General features: G+C 73.1%; 13 protein-coding genes. 8 read left to right on the plus strand and 5 right to left on the minus strand.

The window, feature by feature from the left end; all coding sequences use genetic code 11:
* Nucleotides 1–387 precede the first annotated feature (387 nt).
* The 3 genes from WME75_RS30730 (at nucleotide 388) to WME75_RS30740 (ending at nucleotide 7581) form a co-directional block, all read left to right on the plus strand.
* On the plus strand, nucleotides 388–5343 hold the full coding sequence (locus WME75_RS30730) for a hypothetical protein (RefSeq protein ID WP_437478595.1): 4956 nt from the start codon (nucleotides 388–390) through the stop codon (nucleotides 5341–5343).
* A gap of 243 nt (nucleotides 5344–5586) precedes the next feature.
* Nucleotides 5587–6189, plus strand: a complete 603-nt coding sequence (locus tag WME75_RS30735) for an N-acetyltransferase family protein (RefSeq protein WP_437478598.1) — start codon at nucleotides 5587–5589, stop codon at nucleotides 6187–6189.
* Between the two features lie 189 nt (nucleotides 6190–6378).
* A complete protein-coding gene (locus tag WME75_RS30740) occupies nucleotides 6379–7581 on the plus strand; it encodes an MFS transporter (RefSeq protein WP_437478601.1) in 1203 nt (400 codons plus the stop codon).
* Nucleotides 7582–7615: 34 nt separating this feature from the next.
* On the opposite strand, the gene WME75_RS30745 is transcribed toward WME75_RS30740, so the two are convergent.
* Nucleotides 7616–8818, minus strand: coding sequence for a M14 family zinc carboxypeptidase (locus WME75_RS30745; RefSeq protein WP_437478604.1), 1203 nt, complete (start codon nucleotides 8816–8818; stop codon nucleotides 7616–7618).
* A gap of 108 nt (nucleotides 8819–8926) precedes the next feature.
* Between WME75_RS30745 and WME75_RS30750 the strand changes: the two genes are divergently transcribed.
* A complete protein-coding gene (locus tag WME75_RS30750) occupies nucleotides 8927–9457 on the plus strand; it encodes a hypothetical protein (protein ID WP_437478606.1) in 531 nt (176 codons plus the stop codon).
* Nucleotides 9458–9652: 195 nt separating this feature from the next.
* Nucleotides 9653–12067, plus strand: a complete 2415-nt coding sequence (locus WME75_RS30755) for a fused MFS/spermidine synthase (RefSeq protein WP_437478609.1) — start codon at nucleotides 9653–9655, stop codon at nucleotides 12065–12067.
* A 23-nt stretch (nucleotides 12068–12090) separates the two neighbouring features.
* Here the strand turns inward: WME75_RS30755 and WME75_RS30760 are convergent, their stop codons facing one another.
* Nucleotides 12091–12903 carry an OmpA family protein gene (locus WME75_RS30760; RefSeq protein ID WP_437478612.1) on the minus strand — a complete coding sequence of 271 codons (813 nt, stop codon included), beginning with the start codon at nucleotides 12901–12903 and terminating at the stop codon, nucleotides 12091–12093.
* Nucleotides 12904–13029: 126 nt separating this feature from the next.
* Between WME75_RS30760 and larE the strand changes: the two genes are divergently transcribed.
* Complete coding sequence (larE, locus tag WME75_RS30765; RefSeq protein WP_437478615.1) at nucleotides 13030–13890, plus strand: ATP-dependent sacrificial sulfur transferase LarE; 861 nt, start codon at nucleotides 13030–13032, stop codon at nucleotides 13888–13890.
* A gap of 321 nt (nucleotides 13891–14211) precedes the next feature.
* Here the strand turns inward: larE and WME75_RS30770 are convergent, their stop codons facing one another.
* The 3 genes from WME75_RS30770 to WME75_RS30780 form a co-directional block, all read right to left on the minus strand.
* The gene (locus WME75_RS30770; protein WP_437478618.1) at nucleotides 14212–15057 is read right to left on the minus strand and encodes a pyruvate, water dikinase regulatory protein; all 846 of its coding nucleotides are present in this window, start codon (nucleotides 15055–15057) and stop codon (nucleotides 14212–14214) included.
* Between the two features lie 101 nt (nucleotides 15058–15158).
* Nucleotides 15159–16259, minus strand: coding sequence for a molecular chaperone DnaJ (gene dnaJ / locus WME75_RS30775; protein WP_437478621.1), 1101 nt, complete (start codon nucleotides 16257–16259; stop codon nucleotides 15159–15161).
* Between the two features lie 52 nt (nucleotides 16260–16311).
* Nucleotides 16312–18051, minus strand: coding sequence for a class I adenylate-forming enzyme family protein (locus WME75_RS30780; protein WP_437478624.1), 1740 nt, complete (start codon nucleotides 18049–18051; stop codon nucleotides 16312–16314).
* Between the two features lie 48 nt (nucleotides 18052–18099).
* Between WME75_RS30780 and WME75_RS30785 the strand changes: the two genes are divergently transcribed.
* Together WME75_RS30785 and WME75_RS30790 are read left to right on the plus strand one after the other, a co-directional pair.
* Nucleotides 18100–18504: a PilZ domain-containing protein gene (locus tag WME75_RS30785; RefSeq protein ID WP_437478627.1), complete on the plus strand. Its 405-nt coding sequence runs from the start codon at nucleotides 18100–18102 to the stop codon at nucleotides 18502–18504.
* A gap of 61 nt (nucleotides 18505–18565) precedes the next feature.
* The gene (locus tag WME75_RS30790; RefSeq protein WP_437478630.1) at nucleotides 18566–20809 is read left to right on the plus strand and encodes a hypothetical protein; all 2244 of its coding nucleotides are present in this window, start codon (nucleotides 18566–18568) and stop codon (nucleotides 20807–20809) included.
* The last annotated feature ends 12 nt before the right edge of the window (nucleotides 20810–20821 follow it).

Genomic DNA, 20821 nt, shown 5'->3' on the forward strand with positions numbered 1-20821 from the left:
GGCCGTCCGCGCGCCTGCGCGACCCGCGCGCTCGATGCGAGGGGGAGTGCACGCGGCGACCATACCAAAGAACGTGACAGGGGACGACTTGTCGGCCCCCGGCGGCGAACACAGCCGCCTCCCAGCGCGCCATCGGCCGTCCCGACCACCGTTCCCGACCACCGTCACCCCGGACACGGCGCCGGTCGCAGGCTCGACCGACGGCAGTTAACTCTTTAACGCCACCCCAGGTGCAAATGTGCGACAGGTGCTTAACTTATCGAAAGGGTTCGCCTTCGAGCGTTGGCAACATTTTTGCTTGGGGGAAACGCCTCGCGCCGCGCCGGGTGCGTCGCGAAGGGCCGGCTTGTGCATCGATCTCGACAGGCAGCTTCCGGAGGATCGTTGATGAATCGAATTTTTAGGCGCGCGGTGCTCCTTGGCACCGTTGCGCTGACCGTCGTGGGGGCGGGCTGCGCAGAGGAGCGGCAGTCCATCAGAAAGGTCCAGAGCGATGCGCTGGCCAAGTCCTTCTTCGTCGGAGGGAGCCTGGGCGACATCGCCGACGACCCCGAGTTCTACATGCGGGGCACGGTCGTCGACGTCGGGTACGGCGCCGCCCAAGATGGCCTCTTCACATCGACGTACGCCCAGCCCGTCTCTCGCATCAAGTGGGAGGTCACCGAGCGCCAGCTCAATGCCCGGCTCGCTTACGAGCGCATCGAGGGCACCGACACAAAGGGCAACACCTATAACGGGCTCACAAAGAAGACGACGAACGACGGCCAGATCGTCGCGAGCTACGCGATCGAGTCGCACTTCGACATCCGCCGCGACTACAACCCGGCGACGGGCGAGGAGTCGAACGTCATCGTCGAGAACACGACCGACAAGCTCTGGTTCGATCGCGAGTACATGCGCGTCGACTGGTCGCGCAACCTCGCGACCGACGCCTACGACTTCGACACCCTCTCGATGCTCGGCCTCTACGGAGGCGTCGAGTACGAGCCGCTCGCCTATTACGTCAACGATCCCAACGCCGCCGACGCCCCGAAATTCGACGCCACGAACGGCTACTTCGACGTGACGACGAAGGCGTTCGCCACGCCCGCCATGCTCGACCTCTCCAGCCTCGGCTGGGGCATCGACAAGTTCCCGGCCTGCATGCTCCCGGGCGAATTCGCCGGCGGCACCGACCCGTACGGCAACTGCAACCCGGTCGAGATCACGATCCGGCAGTCGTTCAAGAAGGTGGTCGACACCGACTACGAGCCGGTCGACTTCGACGGCGTCCGGTTCCAGGCGTTCGGCATCTTCAACTTCGACTACCGCTACGGCTACGAGCGCAATTACGGGATCCTGGACAACCAGTGGCGGCGCTTCGCGGCCCGCTACAACCTCTGGAAGCGCAGCCACTTCTACACGAGCCCGGAGACGATGGAGGGCGCGATCGCCTGCGCGACCCGGGAGACGACCCAGGGCTCGGGCGACGTGACCGCCGATCCGAACCGCGACGAGGACAAGGACGGCACCGCGGACGAGTGCGCCGCGGCCGGCCCGGGCTCGCAGTGCGACGTGTACAAGCAGAAGTGCACGCTGCCCTACGCGCAGCGCGAGGCCGTCGTCATCCCCTGGTACCTCGGCGGCAACACGTCGGAGGACCTCTTCGAGGCGACCCACTGGGCCGCCGAGGAGTGGGATCTCGCGATGAAGACCGCGATCCAGACGTCGCGCCTCGTCGAGTGCAGGAAGACCGCCGGCGCCGACTGCGACGCGCGGTTCCCGATGTGGAGAGGCCAGCAGGACGACATCGACGAGGCCACCACGATCTCGCGCGACCTGAACGCGTGCCGCCGGGCGAACGGCTGGGACGCGCCGCAGTGCGACGAGGCGGCCAGGGCGGCCGTGCAGGACCTCTCCGCGCGGCGCGGCAACGACCAGGCGACGCTCGCGATCGGCAGCGTCGTGACGCAGCCGCCCGTGATCGTCCTCTGCCACAACCCCGTCATCGCGGGCGATCACCCGGCCTGCGGCGAGGAGGGGCTCTCCCCGCGGCTCGGCGACCTCCGCTACAACAGCGTCCTCATCGTCGACAAGCCGCAGACCCCCTCGCCGTGGGGCATCATGGCCGACGCCGACGACCCGATCACGGGCGAGAAGCTGGCCGCCAGCATCAACATCTGGAGCCACGTCACCGACTCCGCGGCGCAGGGGCTGCTCGATCTCGTCCGCTACATCAACGGCGAGATCCCGACCGCCGAGATCACCGAGGGCAAGTACATCCGCGACTGGTCGCAGGCGAGCCGCGTCTCGGGCGGCGGCCAGGGGCCCACGATGACGAAGGACGAGGTCACCTCGCGGCTCGCGAGCGCCACGAAGCTCGACCCCGAGGCGTACAAGGCCCTCGTCGCGCAGGGCGCCTCCCCCGCGCTCAAGGCGATCATCCAGCCGATGAAGGCCCAGGTCGCCGACATCGCGGTGCGGGGCGACATCGCCTCGCCGCAGCAGGCGGTCGTGAGCGCCCGCATGAAGGCCGCCCGCGGCAGCCTCGCCGAGGCGGAGCTCATGAACCCGGCGATGCTCCAGCGCGCGGGGATCCCCGCCGGCATGCCCGTCGAGGGCCCGCTCGCCGACGCCGCGTCGCCGTTCGGGATGAACAACCCGAAGGTGCAGTCGCAGCTCCGCCGCATGCACGACAACGCGCTCGCCAAGCGCGGCGCCTGCATCCTGCACGAGGCCCCCGAGGCCTCGGCGATGACGGGCCTCGCGGAGGCGCTCCGCGAGAAGTTCCCCGCGGGCGCCAAGGAGACGGACGCGGACAAGCGGGGGCGCTACGAGCGGATGTTCAAGTACATCCAGCGCCGCTACCAGTACGCGGTCATCGCGCACGAGATGGGGCACTCCATCGGCCTCCGGCACAACTTCGTGAGCACCTACGCCTCGCTCTTCTTCCGGCCCCAGTACTGGCAGCTCAGGACGAAGAACGGCGCGATCAAGGCGGCGTGCACCGGCGAGGCGGGCGAGAACCCGGAGGAGTGCGTCGGCCCCCGCTACTTCGACGCGATCACGGACGAAGAGCAGAAGAACATGATCTGGATGTTCCAGCACTCCACGGTCATGGACTACCCGGGCGACGTCTCGCAGGACCTTGTCGGCCTCGGCGTCTACGACTTCGCCGCCGCGCGCTTCTTCTACGGCGACACGGTGAGCGTCTATGACAACGGCGACCGCAACTACGCGGCCGGCGGCAAGGTCGGCGGCGCGCTCCTCGCCGCGACCGACTCCTTCGGCGGGCTGGCCGGCATCAAGTACGGCACGTTCGCGAAGGGCAACGCCAGCGTCACGGACTTCCACTACTCCCAGCTGCACTCGCAGTACGGCATGATCCGCGACTGCTACGACGTGCCGACGGAGCCGCCCGCGAGCTGGAACGAGGCGGTCGACGGCAAGTGGCACCAGGTCATCGACGGCGGCATCGTCACGGTCGGCAACGAGACGAAGCGCTGCCGCCAGCAGCCGGTCGACTACGTCGGCTGGAAGCACCTGCGCAAGCCGACGGACAAGGAGACCGCGATCGGGAGCTTCCGCGGCGGTCCGGCGGTCGACGAGCAGAGCCGGGTCCGCGTGCCGTACGCGTTCGCGAGCGACAACTGGGCTGACACCGGCAACGTCTCGGTCTTCCGTCACGACAACGGCGCCGACCCGTACGAGCAGCTGATGTTCCTGCTCACCTCCCAGGAGAACAGGCACATCTTCGACAACTTCCGGCGCGACCGCACGACGTTCAGCGTCCGCAGCGCGGCGGATCGGTCCTACAGCCGCTACAGCGAGAAGCTCCTCGGCATCGCGGGCGGCATCGGGTTCTTCGGGACGATCTACCAGGATCTCGCGACGAACCAGGGCCTGTCGTTCGACACGCTGTGGCCGCTCCTCATCGACGGCGGCCTGGAGGAGAACGTCGTGGCCGCGACGGTGGCCTTCGACCACTTCGCCCGGCAGCTCTCTCGCCCGGAGGATGGGCCGCACTACCTGCGCGATCCGCTGTTCAACGACCCGGTCCTCCGCTCGAACAAGGACGGCGACGATTACGGCGCCGGCACCAACTTCGGCGGCTTCGGCGGCACGGTCAACAGCCCCGTGCTTGTGCAGATCCCGAACGGCTCGACCGGCTACCTGAAGGACGTCGGGTTCGGCGGTCACCCGCTCGAGAACGCGAACTCGGAGGACAACGGCGACTTCGACACCGACTTCACGATCAACGCGGGCAGCTACTACGACAAGATCCACGCGGCGATCCTGCTCTCCGAGTCGGAGGACCGGTTCGTGAGCAGCTCCCGCCGCGACTTCTACGACGCCCGCTTCCGCGCGGTCGGCATGGCCGACGTGCTGCCCGAGGGCTACCGCCGCCTGCTCGCCAACGCCCTCACCGGCGATCGCTCGCTCCTCGCGCCTCGCCTCGAGGCCGACGTGAACGGCTTCCCGGTGGTCGACGCGGACAGCACGGATCCCGACCCGCTGGCGAAGGAGTTCCCGGCGCGCCCGATGGGCTGGGTCAGCTGGTGGCCGAACGAGGGGCCGAAGGTCTGCTTCCCGACGGACGGGAAGAACCTCTGCTCGAACTACCTCGGCGGCGACTTCAACCCGGAGACCGTCCCCCGCACCGTCGCGGTCGATCCGCAGATCGGCTGGGAGGTGCAGAAGTTCCTGATCGCCTGGACGCTCGCGTACATCCCCGCGAACGGCAAGACGAACTGGATGGACATGCTGCGCGTCTACCGGCTCGGCAGGGACGCGGATCCGGGGATCGAGCAGCGCATCGAGTGGCAGGATCCGACGTCCGGGCAGGTCTACTACGCCCGCACGTACGGCATGGAGTGCCTCTTCGGGATCGGCAAGGACAGGGCGGCCTGCGAGGGCACCGGCGGCAAGTGGGTGCAGAAGGGCATCGCGGCGCGCGTGCTCGAGTACGCCAACGCCCTCACCGCGAAGGGGTACCAGCTCGACCCGAGGCACGAGGCGCAGCCGGGCAACCCCACCGACAGCATCCCCGCGGATCCGGCGTACGTGGGCGGGTACGGCCCCGGCTTCAACAGGTACGGTCGCGCGATGGTCACGTACCACCCCGACGGCACGGCGATCATCATCCCGGATCCGGCCGTCAGGGATGTGCCCCCGCTCGGCGATCTCAAGGAGGTGCCGGCGTGCGATCAGAACATCAACCCGAACTGCGCGCAGCTCACCATCTACAAGAACCACTACGCGTACGAGCTGAAGAGCTACAAGTCGGTGCCCGACTACATGCTCCAGATGATGGCCAGGTTCGGCCTCGCCGATCCTGACCAGCTGGGCGTGTACCCCGACTGATCCGCGCCTCGCTGCGCCGGGGGCCCCTCGCCGGGGCCCCCGCCCTCCTCTCCCCTTCCAGCTCCAGCTCCAGCAACCCGAGCGCGCGGACCACGGCCTTCGCGGTTCGCCCCGCGCGCGGCCGTCGCCGGCCCTCAGCCCGGCTCAGCCGGGGGCCGCCCGGACCCCGCCCCCGCTGCCGTTGGAGGTCGCGCGGGCGCCGCGGCGGCATTACGCTCCCCGCGGCGCAGCGCGCGCCACGGCATGGACGTTTCTCCCGCCCTCCCCGCCATCACCCCGGCGCAGCACTCGGACGCGCGGGCCTTCATGACCTACCTCGTCGAGCACATGGCCGAGTCCGGCCGCCGCGGCGTGCCCCATTTCGCCGTCGTGACGTCGCTCGCCCCCGACGAGGTCGAGAAGAGCGCGCGCGACCGCTGGAGCAAGGCGCTCGACGAGCCGCTCTGGGGGCGGGCCTGGCTGCTCCGATCGACCGAGCCGCGGGCGCGCGTCATCGGGCACATCGAGCTGCGCGGCGGCCGCGTCTGGTCCGAGAGCCACCGCGCCGTCCTCGCGATGGGCATCCTCGGCCCCTACACCGGGCAGGGCCACGGCCGGCGCCTGCTCGAGACGGCGATCGCCTGGGCGCGCGACAAGGCGGGCCTCTCGTACCTCGATCTCGGGGTCTTCTCCAACAACGAGCGCGCCCTGCGGCTCTACGCGCGGATGGGCTTCGTCCCGATCGGCACCCGCGAGGACGCGTTCCGGGTCGACGGCGCCATCCTGAACGACATCCAGATGACGCTCGCGCTGCGGGATCCCGGCCCGCGTCCGGACGCGCGCGGGGCCAGACAGGCCGGGCGCTGACCCCCGGCGCAGCGGCGCCCCGGGCCGGCGCGCCGGCCGGGCGGGGCCGCCGAGGCGCGCTGGAGGGTACCCACCGCGCCGCAGATGGGTCATGAGGACACCGCCGTCCGGGCGCCCGTCTGCCGATCCGGCCACCTCCGGCGCGGATCTCCGCGGTCCTCACCGCCGTCATCGCCACCGAAAGCCACCATGCTCCGCTCGCCGCTCCTGCCGATCTTCCTTACCGTCTTCGTCGACGTCCTCGGCCTCACGCTCGTCCTGCCGCTGCTCCCGTTCTACGCCGAGCACTTCGGCGCCAGCGAGCTCATGGTCGGCGTGCTCGCGGCGAGCTACGCGGTCTGCCAGCTGATCTCCGGGCCGATCCTCGGGCGGATCTCCGACCGGGTGGGCCGCAAGCCGACGCTGCTCGCGAGCCAGACCGGCACGTTCCTCGGGTTCCTGGTGCTCGGCTCGGCGGGCTCGCTGTCGATGCTCTTCGTGGGGAGGATCATCGACGGCCTCACGGCCGGGAACCTGACGATCGCGCAGGCGTACATCAGCGACGTGACCCGGCCGGAGGAGCGCACTAGGGCGTTCGGCCTGATCGGCATCGCCTTCGGCTCGGGGTTCCTGCTCGGCCCGGCCGTCACGGGGGAGCTCGCGAGCCGGTTCGGCTACGGCGCCCCGGCCTACGGCGCGGCGGTGCTGTCGCTGCTGTCGATCGTCCTGACGGCCACGCTGCTGCCGGCGAAGCCGATCGTGCCGGCGGCCTCGCCCGAGGCGGCCGCGGCCGCGCCTGCTCGCGCGGCGACGACCGGCCGCGGGGACGCCTTCCGCCGGCTCTTCGATCGGCCGCTCCCGCGCCGCCGGCTGCTCGAGTTCTTCGCCTTCACCCTCTCGTTCTCGACGCTCATCGGCGGCCTCGCGCTCTTCCTCGAGCGGCGCTTCGCGTTCGGCATCAAGGAGACGGGCTACCTCTACGCGTTCTCCGGCCTCATCGGCGGGAGCATCCAGGGCGGCGCGATCGGCCGGCTGGCGAAGCGGTACGGCGAGGAGCGGCTCGCGCTGATCGGCTTCGGCGCGATGGCGGTCGGCTACGGGCTGCTCGGCGTGGCGTCCGCGCTGCCCACGCTGCTGGTGCTCGTGGCGATCGGGGCGTTCGGCTCGGCGGTGGTGCGGCCGGCCGTCACCACGCTGCTCACGAAGAGCGTCGGCCGCGACGAGCAGGGGGCCGCGCTCGGCGTGAGCCAGTCGCTGGCGAGCATCTCGCAGATCGTCGGCCCCATCAGCGCCGGCTGGCTGATCGAGCACCGGGCGCTCGCGGCGTACGGCCTGATGGCCGCGAGCTTCGCCGCCCTCGGCGTCGTCCTCGGCCTGCAGAAGATCCCGGTCGGCGAGCCGGTCGAGTCCTGAGCGGGGCGCTCGGACCGACCCCGGGGCGGCGCGCTCAGGGGCGCGCGCCCTTCACGAAGGGCAGGACGGCCTCGACGAGCGGCGGCGTGGCGTCGTCGAGCTTCCGGGGGTTGTACCAGGCGAACGGCTCGACGAGCCGCGAGGGGCGCAGGCCGAGCTTGCCGCGCGAGCACTCCACGAGGAGCGACAGCGCCCCGTGGCGATCGTGGAGCCAGTCGATCTCCAGGCCCGCCTTGCGGATGCCCCAGGCGAAGCGGACGTAGGACATGGCGCGGTACGGCCTGCGGTCCGCGGCGCGCGCGACGCGCAGGGCGAAGGCGCGGTGCTCGGCGGCGTCGGCCACGGGCCAGAGGCTGTGCGCCGGCGGGTACAGCACGGCGCCGCCGGCGCTGTGCAGCGACAGGGCGCGGTCGATCCGGCGCGAGGACAGCGCATGCGCGATCGCCTCGACCTCGGGCTCGCTGGCGGGGCGGCTGCCGGGCGAGACGACGAGCCCGATGAGGCGCTGCACGAGGCCACGCTCGTACCACCCGGCGTCGAAGTTCCGGTTGAGGTCGACGCCGCGGGCGTTGCCGCGCACGTAGCGGTGGCGGCCGGAGCGGAGGTTCATCTCGACGCGGAGGAGCCCGTCGGGGTTCACGATCGGGACGGCGAAGATCGACCGGCCGCCGAGGTCCTCGGTCGCGAGCCGGTCGAGCAGCGCGAGGTGCGCCTCGATGCCGACCCATTCGAGGGGGTGGATCCCGGACAGGATCACCGTGGTCCGCCCGCGGCCGCGCGGCCCGGCGCCCGCGGAGCCGCGCGGGTCGAGCGGACCGGCGCGCACGGGAGGCTCCGCGGCGGCGGCGTCGCTCGCCGACGGCTCGTCCGCGCCGCCCGGCGCGCCGCTGCCCCCGTGGGCGCCGCGGGGCGGGGCGCCGTTCGCGGAGCTCCGCCCGCCCTGGGAGAGCAGCGCCGGGCGCCCCCTACCCGGCCGATCCCCGTCGGCGGCCGGGCGGGCTGCGCCGAGGTGAACGGCGAGCAGCGGCTCGCCGCGGACCGAGCGCCCGATCAAGGAGAGCTGCGCTCCCCGGTCGGCGAGCCGCTCGATCGCCTCGAGGAGCTCGCCGTAGCCGCGGTAGGGGCCGAGGCCGCGGCGGGCGAGCAGGCGCGAGAGGGGCGCGCGGCGATGCACGAAGAGGGCCGCCCTCAGGGCGGCCCGACCTTGCTCTTCCGACGCCGGATCGGACTTCGGCATGCAGGGCTCACCTTTACCCGAGATGACATGAACTATAGAGCACCGGTCGCGCCTTCGCGCGACCCGGACCAGGCCGATCCCGGGATTACCGTGGCAGCGGGCGCGCGAATGGAATTCGATAGCAACGGGTGGGCGGAAGGACGTATCGAGCTCTTGCCGCCGGGCCGGGGCTGGTCGCTGCTGTCGCCCGAGCCGGAGGCGCGGATCGACGAGCACCGCTGGGCGCATCAGGCGCGCGTCTTCTTCGGAGCGGAGCTCGCGGTCGTGCAGAAGAAGGCGTATCCGTCGGGGGCCACGCCGATGGTCGACGCCGTGGAGGTCGACATCGCCCGCGCCGGCGGCGCGCCGAGCCGGGTGCTCGTGCTGACGGCGCCGCTGGATCGCGCGCCGCTCCTGCGGGCGGCGGCCGCCGCGGGGGTGCGGGCGATCGGCGGGCGCGGGTTCGACGCGCTGCTCGCGCGGGCGCGGCGGGCCTGGCAGGTGCGCGAGCCGCCGGTCGGCGGCGACGACGCGCGCGCGCCGCTGGTCGTGACGGCGGTCCTCGCGGCGGTGCTGCTCGCGCCCGTGGTGCCGCCCGGCGAGGAGACGATCTTCGGGGTGAAGGGGGCTCGGGAGCGGCTGCAGCGGCTCGGCTGGTGACGGCGCGGCGCGGGACGCTCGTTCCGTGGAGCGCCCTATCGCGCCGCCGCCCGCCCCTATCGCGCCGCCGCCCGCCCCTATCGCGCCGCCGCCCGCCCCTATCGCGCCGCCGCCCGCCCCTATCGCGCCGCCGCCCGCCCCTATCGCGCCGCTAAGGTGCCTCCTTGTCGCGCGCCTGTACTAGCTTGCGCGCCCGTGCGCACCCGCTTCCCGCTCGTGGTCGCCCTGTTCTTCGTCTCCGGCGCGACCGGCCTCCTCTACGAGGTCGCCTTCTCCAAGCTGCTCGCCTACGTCTTCGGCGCCACCGCCTATGCCGTGAGCACGGTCCTCGCCGCCTTCATGGGCGGCCTCGCCCTCGGCGCGCACCTCGGCGGCCGCCACGCCGCGGCCGCCCGCCGCCCGCTCGTCGTCTACGGCGTGCTCGAGGCGATCGTCGGCGTCATCTGCGCCGTCTCGCCGTTCGTGTTCGAGGCGCTGACCTCGGCCTACGTCGCCGTCGCCCGCGCCGCGCCGGACTCGCTCGCGCTGCTCACCGCGGCGCGCGCCGCGCTGACCGCCCTCGTGGTCGTCGTCCCCACGGTCGCGATGGGCGCCACGCTCCCGGTGCTCTCGCGCATCCTCCGCGCCGGCGCCGCGCCGGACGGGGGCGCGCTCCCCGCCGAGCACGAGGCCGCGCGCCGCCTCGCCTCGCTCTACGCCATCAACACGGCGGGCGGCGCGGCCGGCGCGCTCGCCGGCGCCTACGTCGTCCTCCCGCACCTCGGGATCCGCGGGGCGCTCTGGTCCGCGGCGATCGCCAACCTCGTCCTCGGCGCCGTCGCGATCGTCGCCGGGCTCCGCGGCCCGGCGCCCGTCCCGTCCACCGCCGTCGCGACCGACGCCCCCGAGGCTCGCTCTCCCGAGGCTCGCTCCTCGAGCGCCCCTCTCCCGCCCGCCATCGGCCGCGCCGAGCCGCCGTTCCTGCTGCCGCTCGCGTTCGCCTCGGGCTTCCTTGTCTTCGCCGCCGAGGTGGTCCAGACGCACCTGCTCGCGCTGCTCATCGGCAACAGCGCCTACGCCTTCGGGCTGATGCTCGCCGTCTTCCTCGTCTGCCTCGCGGCCGGCGCCGCGCGCTCGCCGGCCCTCGCGCGCCGTCACGGCGAGGGCGCGCTCTGGCGCGGGCTCGTCGCCGCCGCCCTCGCGCTCGCCGCCACGATCCCGCTGTGGGACCAGCTCCCGCGGCTCTTCGCCTTCGCGGGCAAGCACGTCGACGGGTGGGCCGGCCGCGAGGCGTGCCGCGCGCTCGCCGCGCTCGCGATCCTCGCGCTGCCCACGCTGTGCATGGGCATCACCTTCCCCCTCCTGCTCGCGCGCGCCGCCGCGCACGCCGACGTCGCCGCGCGCGTCGGCAAGCTGACCTCCGCGAACACCCTGGGCACGATCGCCGGCTCCATCATCACCGGCTACCTGATCCTGCCCGCGCTCGGCTCGGAGCGCGCCCTCCTCGCGATCGCGCTCGCCTTCGCCCTCACGGCCGTCCTCGCCGCCGCGCGCGTCCGCGCGGAGCTCCCCCGCGCCCTCGCGGTGGCCGCCGCCGCGGCGGCCCTCGTCGCGCTGTCGCCCCGCTGGGACATGGCCCGCCTCACGAGCGGCGCGAACGTCTACTTCGCCATGGGGCCGCGCCCCGAGCGCATCGACTTCGTGCGCGAGGACGTGCACGGCGGCGTCACCACCGTCGCGCGCCGCGCCGGCGTCACGACCATGTACACGAACGGCAAGTTCCAGGGCGACGACGGCCCCGAGATGACGGCGCAGCGGCGGTTCGCGCACTTCCCCTCGCTCTTCGTCCGCGACACGCGCGCCGCGCTCGTCATCGGCCTCGGTACGGGCACGACGACCGGCACCATCGCGGCCTACCCCTTCGAGCGCATCGACGTCGCCGAGATCTCGCCCGCGATCGTCGAGGCCTCTCGCCGCTTCTTCGCGGGCCCGAGCCTCCACGCCCTCGACGACCCGCGCGTCCGCCTCTCGCTCAACGACGGCAGGAACGAGCTGCTCGTCGCGCCCGAGGGCCGCTACGACCTCATCGCGATCGAGCTCACCAGCGTCTGGTTCGCGGGGGCCGCGAGCCTCTACAGCCGCGAGTTCTACGAGCTCGCCCGGTCCCGGCTCACCGAGGGCGGCGTCCTGCAGCAGTGGGTGCAGCTCCACCACATCCGGCGGCGCGAGCTCGCCGTCGTGATCCGGACGATGCGCAGCGCCTTCCCGCACGTGGCGCTGTTCGTGGGCGGCGCGCAGGGCATCCTTGTCGCGAGCGCCGCGCCGCTCTCCGCCTCGGAGGCGCGCCTCGCCGCGCTCGACGCGCGCCCGGCGCTCCGCGCGACGCTCGCCGGCGCGCGGCTCGCGGATCTCCTCGACGATCTCGTGGCCTCCGGCGACGATCTCGACCGCCTCATCGCCGACGCGGCCGAGGACGGCGGGCCGATCCTGTCCACCGACGACAACCTCTACCTCGAGTACGCCACGCCGAAGGGCAACGTGCTCCCGTACGGCGCATCGCTGGAGGCGGCGCTCGCGTTCCTGGAGCGGTACCGCACGCCGTCGCCGCGCGCGCGGCACCTCGCGCCCTGAGGGCGCTCACGCCCTGAGGGCGCTCAGCCCCCGCCCGCCGGCGGAGCCCCGCCCTTCGCGGGCGCTTCCTTGGCGGGCGCGCTCGGCTTGAGCGGCTCGCCCTCCGGCCCCCCGGTCTCGACCGGCGGCTTGACCGGCACCGGCTTGATCTCGTCGCCGGTCGCCACGAACGCCTTGCGGGGCGGGGGCGCCTTGGGCGCCGCCTGCGCTGCGCGCAGCTTGCGCTCCTCGAGGCTCAGCACCTCCAGCGCGAGGCCGCCCGCGTACGGGTCCTGCCCCTGGAAGGGGCGCCCGTTCACCTCGGCCACGTGGAACTCGACCCGGCGGTTCTCGCTGCGACCTGCCGCGATCTCGTTCGGCCCGAGCGGGCGCGACTCGCCGAAGCCGACCGCGATCAGCCGGAGGTTCTCGACCTCGCGGTCGACAAGCCAGTCGGCGACCGCGAGGGCGCGCCGCGCGCTGAGCTCCTGGTTGCGCTCCTCGCTCGACTGCGCGTCGGTGTGCCCCTCGATCCGCAGCCGCGTCACCTCGGGGTGCTCCTTGAGGAACTGGAGCAGCGTCTCCAGCGTCTTCTCGCTGCCCGGCCGGATCACCGCCTTGCTCGTGTCGAAGACGATCTTGCCCTCGATGTAGACCTGGCTCTCCCCGCCCTGCTCCGACCAGGCTCGCTCCGGATACCAGCGCGGGAGCGGCCGCTGATCGTCCGCGCGCGGCAGATCCCGCGGCGGCAGCCGGTTGTCTCCGCACCCCTGGCCAGCTTGCGCGGCGACCGCGAGCGCCACCGCGACCGCGAACGGCAGGGCGGTGCGGCCTGCCTGCTTCCTCTTCGAGTCCATCTCGCCGTTCAGCGTGTCAGAACCGGCGCTCGAACCGCAAGTAACCTGGCGGCATCGGTCGCGGATCCCGCGCGGGCGCCGGGCCGACCGGCGCGCCAGACGGCTTGTGGTAAAGGGAGGATCCCCATGTCCGCGCCGTCGCTCACGCCCGAGGGCTCCCCCATCGACCTCAAGCTCGCCGGGCTGCGCGCCCGGCTCCGGGAGCTCGGCTCCGTCCTCGTCTGCTACTCCGGCGGGGTCGACAGCGCCTTCGTCCTCGCGGTCGCCCACCAGGAGCTCGGCCCGAGGGCCGTCGGCATGACCGCGGTCTCGCCGAGCCTCGCGCCCGCCGAGAAGGACGATGCCACGGCGATCGCCCGGCGGATCGGCGCCGACCACCGCCTCGTCGCGTCGTCCGAGATCGACGACCCGCGCTACGTGGCGAACAACCCCGACCGCTGCTTCCACTGCAAGAGCGAGCTCTACCGGATCGCCGTGCACAAGCGGTCCGAGTGGGAGCTCGCGGCGATCCTGAACGGCACCAACACCGACGACCTCGGCGACTACCGCCCCGGGCTCGAGGCGGCGCGCGAGGCCGGCGTGCTGAGCCCCCTCGTCGAGCTCGGCTTCAGCAAGGCCGACGTGCGCGCCGGCGCGGCGCGCGTCGGCCTGCCCATCTGGGACAAGCCGGCCGCCGCCTGCCTCTCCAGCCGCATTCCCTACGGGACCAGCGTCACCCGCGAGCGGCTCGCGCAGATCGGCGGCTTCGAGGCCGCGCTGCGCGGCCTCGGGTTCCGTCAGGTCCGCGTCCGCTACCACGACGACCTCGCGCGCATCGAGCTCGACGCGGGCGAGCTGGCGCGCGCCGCCGAGCCCTCGTTGCGCGCCGAGATCGTGGCCGCCGGCAAGCGGCACGGCTTCCGGTACGTGACGCTCGATCTCGGCGGGTACAGGACCGGCAGCCACAACGAGGTCCTCGTCGGTCGCGCCCTCAAGATCGTGAGCTGACCGGCGGCGCGCCCCGCCGGGAGCTGGCAGGAGCGCGAGCTCCCGGCCGACGCGCTCTGGATCCTCGACCCGGGAGAGACGCGGGCGCTCGCTCGCTGAGCGGGCGCGGCGGCGACCGGCACGCCCATCTGGACACGCCGCATGCCCATCTGGACACGCCGCACGCCCATCTGGACACGCGCACGCCCATCTGGACACGCCGCATGCCCATCTGGACACGCCGCACGCCCATCTGGACACGCCGCACGCCCATCTGGACACGCCGCTTTCCTGCCTTCGCGCCGTGCGGCGGCGTCGCGCGCCCCGCTCGGCCGCGCGGCCTCACATCAGCGACGAGCGCGCCGCCTTCGCGCGCTCGTCGCGCTCCTTCAGGTGCTCCAGGATGATCACCGCCGTCTCCTCGATGGCGCGCCCGGTGACATCGACCACCGGCCACTCCGGGTGCGCGGCGAAGAGCCGGCGCGCGTAGTCGAGCTCCTGCCGGACGTGCTCGCGCATCGCGTAGTTCGTCTCGGAGGGCATCCCGAGCTGGCGCAGGCGCGCCTGCCGGATCTCGCAGAGCTGGTCGAGCCCGATGGTCAGGCCGACGACCCTGTCCTGCGGGGCGTCCACGAGCTCGGGCGGCGGCGCCACGCCGAGCACGAGCGGCAGGTTCGCGACCTTGAGGCCGCGCTGCGCCAGCAGCGTCGACAGCGGCGTCTTCGACGTGCGCGAGACGCCGACGAGGACGATGTCCGCCCGCTTGAAGTTCCTCGGCTCCTTGCCGTCGTCGCTCTTGACCGCGAACTCCACCGCCTCGATGCGCCGGAAGTACTCCTCGCTCAGCGGCAGCATCGCGCTCGGCAGGTTGATCGGCTCCCGGTCGAGGAAGGTGCCGAGCCGGCCGATGAGCGAGCCGATCAGATCGATCGCCTCGATGTTCAGCTCGGCCGTCGAGGCGTGCACGAACTCGCGCAGCTCGGGGCTCACCACCGTGAACACGACGAGCGCGCCCTCCCTGGCCGCGCGCTCGAGCACCGGCCGCGCGATGTCCGGCGTGCGCACCCGGGTGTGGAGGCGGATCTGCACCCCCGCGTCCGGGTACTGGAGCAGCGCGGCGCGCACGGCCTTCTCCGCCGTCTCCCCCGTGGAGTCGCTCAGGACGTCGATGAACTTCGGTTTGTCCATGTCCGATGCCTCCTTCGCCATGTCGGCTCAGGCGCTCGAGGCAGCGCTCGTGCCTCGGCGTTCAGCGGGACGCAAAGGATCGCCCGCGGGCGCGCGGCAGGTCAACCAAACAGGCCCTTGAGCTTGTCCATGAAGCTGGCCTGCTGCGGCTGCACGCTCTCGCCGAGGTCCTTCGCCAGCTGGGCGATGAGCTCTTTTTGCGAGGCGGTGAGCTGCGTCGGCACCTCGACGCTCACCTCGACGAGCTGGTCGCCGCGCCCGCCGACGACGCGGCGCGGGATGCCCTTGCCCTTGATCCGGAGCACCGAGCCGGGCTGCGTGCCCGGGGGGATCCGCAGCCTGCCCTTCCCGTCGAGGGTCGGGATCTCCAGCTCGCCGCCGAGCGCCGCGCGCGCGAACGAGATCGGCACGGCGCACACCACGTCGTCGCCGATGCGGCGGAAGAGCTCGTGCGGCGCGACGCGGATGGTGAGCTCGAGATCGCCCGGCCCGCGATCGGGGCGGGCGGCGTTGCCGCCGCGCTCCACGAGCCGGGTCGCGCCGTTCTCCACGCCCGCGGGGATGGTCACCTCGATGGTCTTCTGCTTCGCCGCGAGGCCGGCGCCGCGGCACGTCTTGCACGGGTCGGTCACGATCCGGCCCGTGCCGCGGCACCGGCCGCAGGGACGCTCGATCGCGATGGGGAACATCCCCTGCTGCATCCGGACCCGGCCGCGGCCCGCGCACGCCGCGCAGCGCTCGGTCGACGCCCCGGGCGCGGAGCCCGAGCCGGCGCAGTCGCCGCACGGCTCGACGCGATCGTAGGTGATCTGCTTCGTGCAGCCGAACGCCGCCTCCTCGAAGCTGATCCGCACCTCTTTCTGCAGCGTCCCGCGGTCGCCCACCTTGATGCCGAGGGCGCCGAGCAGGTCGCCGAAGATGGCGTCGAGGTTGAGGTCCTGCATGTCGAAGGGCACGCCCTGGAAGCCCGAGCCGGCGGCGGCGCCGACGGCGGCGGGGCCGAACCGGTCGAACGCCGCGCGCTTCTGCGGATCGCTGAGGATCTGGTAGGCCGCGTTCAGCTCCTTGAAGCGGACATGCGCGCCCTGGTCCCCCGGGTTCTTGTCGGGGTGGTGCTGCGCGGCCAGTCGCCGGAAAGCGCCTTTGATTTCATCCTGCGTCGAGGAACGCTCGACGCCCAACACTTCGTACGGATCCCGCACGAGGTGCGAAATAGCATCGATCGCCTTCCCGGGACAGCGGCTACCGGCGCGCCTATTCGGCTGGTTTCGGCTCGGGTCCGGCGAGGTCGCGCTTCATCACCTTGCCCGTCGGGTTGCGCGGCAGCGCGTCGACGAAGACGATCTCGCGCGGGACCTTCGGGCCCGCGAGCGCTGCGCGGCAGTGCGCCTGGATGTCGTCCTCGCTCGCGGCCGCGCCGGGGCGCAGGGCGACGAACGCGCGCACGCGCTCCCCCCAGGCGCGATCCGGGACGCCCACCACGGCGGCCTCGGCGACCGCCGGGTGATCGTGGAGCACCGACTCGACCTCGGCGGGGTACACGTTCACGCCGCCCGAGATGATCAGGTCCCGCTTGCGGCCTTCGATGTGGTAGCAGCCGCGCGCGTCGCGGCGCGCGAGGTCGCCGACCGAGAAGTAGCCGTCCAGCATCGACTCGCGCGTGGCGTCCGGATCTCTGTGGTAGCCGGAGACGAGCAGGGGGCTCCTCACATAGAGCTCGCCCACCTCGCCGTCGCGGCACGGCTCCCCGTCCTCGCCCACCAGCATGAGCTCGCTGCCGGCGACCGGGCGCCCGATGGTGCCCGGCGACGCGCGCAGATCCTCGGGGCCCGCGATCGTCACGATGCCCGTCTCGGTCGCGCCGTAGAAGTTGAAGAGCCTGTCGCCGAACACCCCCATCACCTTCGTCGCGAGCGCCGGCGGCAGCGGCGCGCCGCCCGTGAAGATCGCGGTGAGCGACGACGTGTCGTGGGCGCGAATGCGCGCCTCGCCGAGCTCGAGCACGCGGTGGAGCATCGTCGGGACGACCGCCGTGGTCGTCACGCGATAACGCTGGATCGCCTCGAGGAAGAGCTCCGGATGGAACTCCGGGAGGATCACGATCGTCGCGCCGAGGACCAGCGAGAGGTTCACGAAGCCGAGCGCCGTGAGGTGGTAGAGGGGGCACACGGCGAGGTGCACGTCCCCCGCGCGCATCGGGGTCGCGCCGATCGCCCCGAGCGCCGACGCGACGACCCCGCCGCCGAAGCCGCGCACCGCGCCCTTCGGCTTGCCGGTGGTGCCGGAGGTGTACATCACCACCGCGGCCCGCTCGCTCCGATCCGGCGCGGCGCCGCGCTCGGCGATGAGCTCGTCGAAGTGCGCGAAGCCCGGGGCGCGCTCGCCGACCGCGATCATGCTCTCGCGCGGGATCCCCTCGAGCCGCGGCGCGGCCTCGCGGATCACGTCGGCGATGTCGGCGTCGAACACGAGCAGGCGCGCCCCGGAGTGGCCGGCGAGGTACGAGAGCTCGGCGGGGGTCGATCGCCACGAGGCCGTCACGACGGACGCGCCGACGCGGGCGAGCGCGATCTGGCTCATCACGAACTCGGGGCGGTTCTTGAGCGCGAGCAGCACGGTCGCGCCCGGGCCGACGCCGCGCCGGTCGAGCGCGTAGCCGAGCCGCTCGATCGCCTCGTTCAGCGCGAAGAACGAGTAGACCCGATCCTCGGCCGGGGCCTTCACGTCGCCCTCGGCCGCGCCGCGCGCGAGGCGCCGCGGGTCGACCACCGCGATGCGGTGCGGGCTGTTCTCGGCGTAGAACCGGAACAGGAGCGACGGGTTCGCCTTCCCCTTCGCGAGCTCGCGCGCGAGGACCTTGAGCCCCGGCCAACGCAGCGCGGCGAGGAGCCCCGTCTGCGTCACCGCCCGCCCGGCGACGAGCGCCCCGTCCGTGAGCGCGCCGATCCTGCGCCGCCCGCGCGCGACCGCGGCCCTGGCACCACCAAGTTCCATGGCCGGCGACTTTACTCTGGGCCGCGCGCGCCGTGGTAGGGTGGTGCCGTGACGGAGACGGACCGCCGCTCAGCCCACCGGGCCGCGATAGAGCTGAGCGTGGAGTACAAGCGACTCAACACGTTCTTTGCCGACTACACGCGCAACATCTCGAAAGGCGGGACCTTCATCCGGACCGATCGCCCGCTCGCCATCGGCACCGAGTTCGTCTTCGCCCTCTCGATCCGCAACCTGGCCGAGCCGCTCCGCCTCCGCGGGCGGGTGAAGTGGATCGTGATGCCGGCCGAGGCGACGGAGGAGGCGCCGGCGGGGATGGGCATCGAGTTCCAGTATGCGAGCGAGGCGGAGAGCGCCGCGACCGAGGCGGTGGTCGAGCAGCTGATGATGAGCGAGCTCGGGGAGACGCTCGCGTCCAAGCTGCTCGGCCGCAAGCTCGGCGACGCCTCGCGGTAGCGCCGGCGACAGAGCGCCCCGGGGGGTGCGCGCACGCTTCGCCCGTGTACACTGCCCCCCAATGTCGCTGCCGACCTTGTTCCCCCGGCGCCGTCTCGCCCGGGGTCTCGCCGCGCTCGCCCTCGCGCTCTCTCCCCTCGCCTGCGGGGCCTCCGGCACGCCGGGGGCAAAGGGGCCGCCCGGCGCCGAAGGCCGCGTCGCGGTCGTCGAGGTCCGCGACGCCGATTTCTCCGGCAGCCTCTACACGATCGTGCGCGACGGCAAGCAGAGCCCGCAGCGCACGGGCCTGCTCATCGGCGTGGTCCGCAGGCAGCTCGCGCACGCCGCGGCGCGCTTCCACGCCGGGCAACCCGACCGGGCCGTCGACAGCGTCCTCGGCGCGCTCTACCTCGTCCGTCCCGGCGAGGGCCACGCCGAGATGATCGACGCCGTGGGCGAGCGCGCCCTCGCCGGCGCCATCGAGCGGATGAGCCCGCGCGGAGACGAGGGGCGGGTGCGGGCGCTCATGGAGCTCCGCGCCGCCGCGCTGCCGCGCGGCAGCCGGGCCCGCGCCGAGGTCGACGAGCACCTGGCCGCGCTCGATCGCTGGATGAAGGAGACGCGCACCGGCGGGCCGCTCGAGCAGCTCGGCATGGAGCAGCGCGCGTCCGTCTCGCGCGCCCTCATCGACAGCCGCCCGGAGACGATCCAGCGCGCCGCCGCCGCCACCGCGGCGTGGATTGACCGGGCGATCGAGTTCAACATCGAGTACCGGCAAGGGGGGAAGCGGCCGGAGCGCGAGGAGGCGGTCGAGGCGGCGCGCGCGCTGGAGTCGGGCGGCGCGAGCATGGCCGCGCTGCTCCTCCGCTACGGCGACGCGAAGGGCGCGCTCGATCAGATCGACCGCACGAGCGCGCGCCGGGTGATCCCGCCCGGCCTGTACGAGCGGATCAAGGCCGCCGCGTCCAGCGACGACGCGGTCTCGTGGCAGGCGCTCGCGACCGCCTTCGCCCTCCACGACACGCAGGAGCGCGACGCCGAGACCGGGATGCTGCAGGACCTGCTCAACGGGGCGATCTGGGGCACGGCGCTGGAGGCCTACCGGCGCGATCCGCTGAGCTACGACAGCGCCACGCTGCTCTCCCAGGTGATGATCCGCCTCGGCATGTCGGAGGCGACGCCGCTCGTGGTCGCCGGCGCGCTCGGCGACCGGCCGAGCCCCGGCGCGCTCGGGGCCGCGCTGGGGCTCCTCCTGGGCGCGCTCTCGGAGGAGGCGTCGACCGACGATTTCGAGGCCGCCCGGCGCACCTACAGCGCCGCGGGGCCGCTGCTCGCGCTCGCCGACCGGGCGGCGCGCGGCGGCGCCGTGCTCGATCCGTCGGGCGCGCGCGTCCGGTCGCTCATGGCGTCGCTCGAGCTGCGCGCCGGCCACCTCGCCGGCGCGCTGCCGCTCCTCCGCGCCGCCACGGCGGCCGAGCCGACGGTCAACGGGCTCACGCTGCTCGCGATGGCCGAGCGGCAGTCCGGCGAGCTCCAGGCCGCGCTGGAGGACGTGCGACGGGCGCTGGGAGCGCCGGATGCGCGCACCGCGCCGCTCGAGATCATCCAGGCGCACCTGCTCGCCTTCGAGCTCCACCGCGAGGCGGGCACGCAGGAGCGGGCCAAGGAGTCGCTCGACGCGGCGCTCGCCGCCGCGCTCGACGCCCGGCAGCGCGCGCGGGATCCCGGCACGAAGGCGCGGACGGAGCGGCTGCTCGGGCGCATCCTCGACGGCTATGGCGACGAGAAGGGCGCGACCCGCGCCTACGAGCGGGCGTTCGCCCTTGTGGCCGCCGAGCCGCCGCAGCTCGGCGCCACGATGCTCGACGCCGTGGGGCGCGCGCTCGTCGAGCGCGATCTCCCCGCCGCGCGGCGGGCGCTGAAGCGCGGCCTCGAGGCGAACGTGGACGAGGAGGATCTCGTCTACGGCGGGCTCTGGGTCCTCCTGCTGGAGCGCGCCCTCGGCGTCGCGACGGACGGCACCGCGGGCCGCGCGCTGGACAGCGCGGCGAATCGCGCGTCCTGGACAGGGAAGCTCGCGGCGTGGGCGAACGGCAGGCTCAGCGACGCGGATCTCGGCAAGCTCGCCCAGAGCGCGGCGCAGCGCGTGGAGACGCAATTTTACACGGCGATGGCCAAGAAGGCGGCCGGCGACGCGGGCGCGGACGAGCGGCTCCGGGCGGTGTCGAAGAGCCCCGTGATCGACCTGCTCGAGGTGCACCTCGCGCGCGAGATGCTGGCGCCCGAGCTGCGGATCGAGCTGCCCCGCAACGCGGGCCTTCCGTGAAGGCAAGGTGGG

Origin of the sequence: Sorangium sp. So ce1014 (assembly GCF_051521505.1) — a bacterium.
Lineage (GTDB): Bacteria > Myxococcota_A > Polyangia > Polyangiales > Polyangiaceae > Sorangium.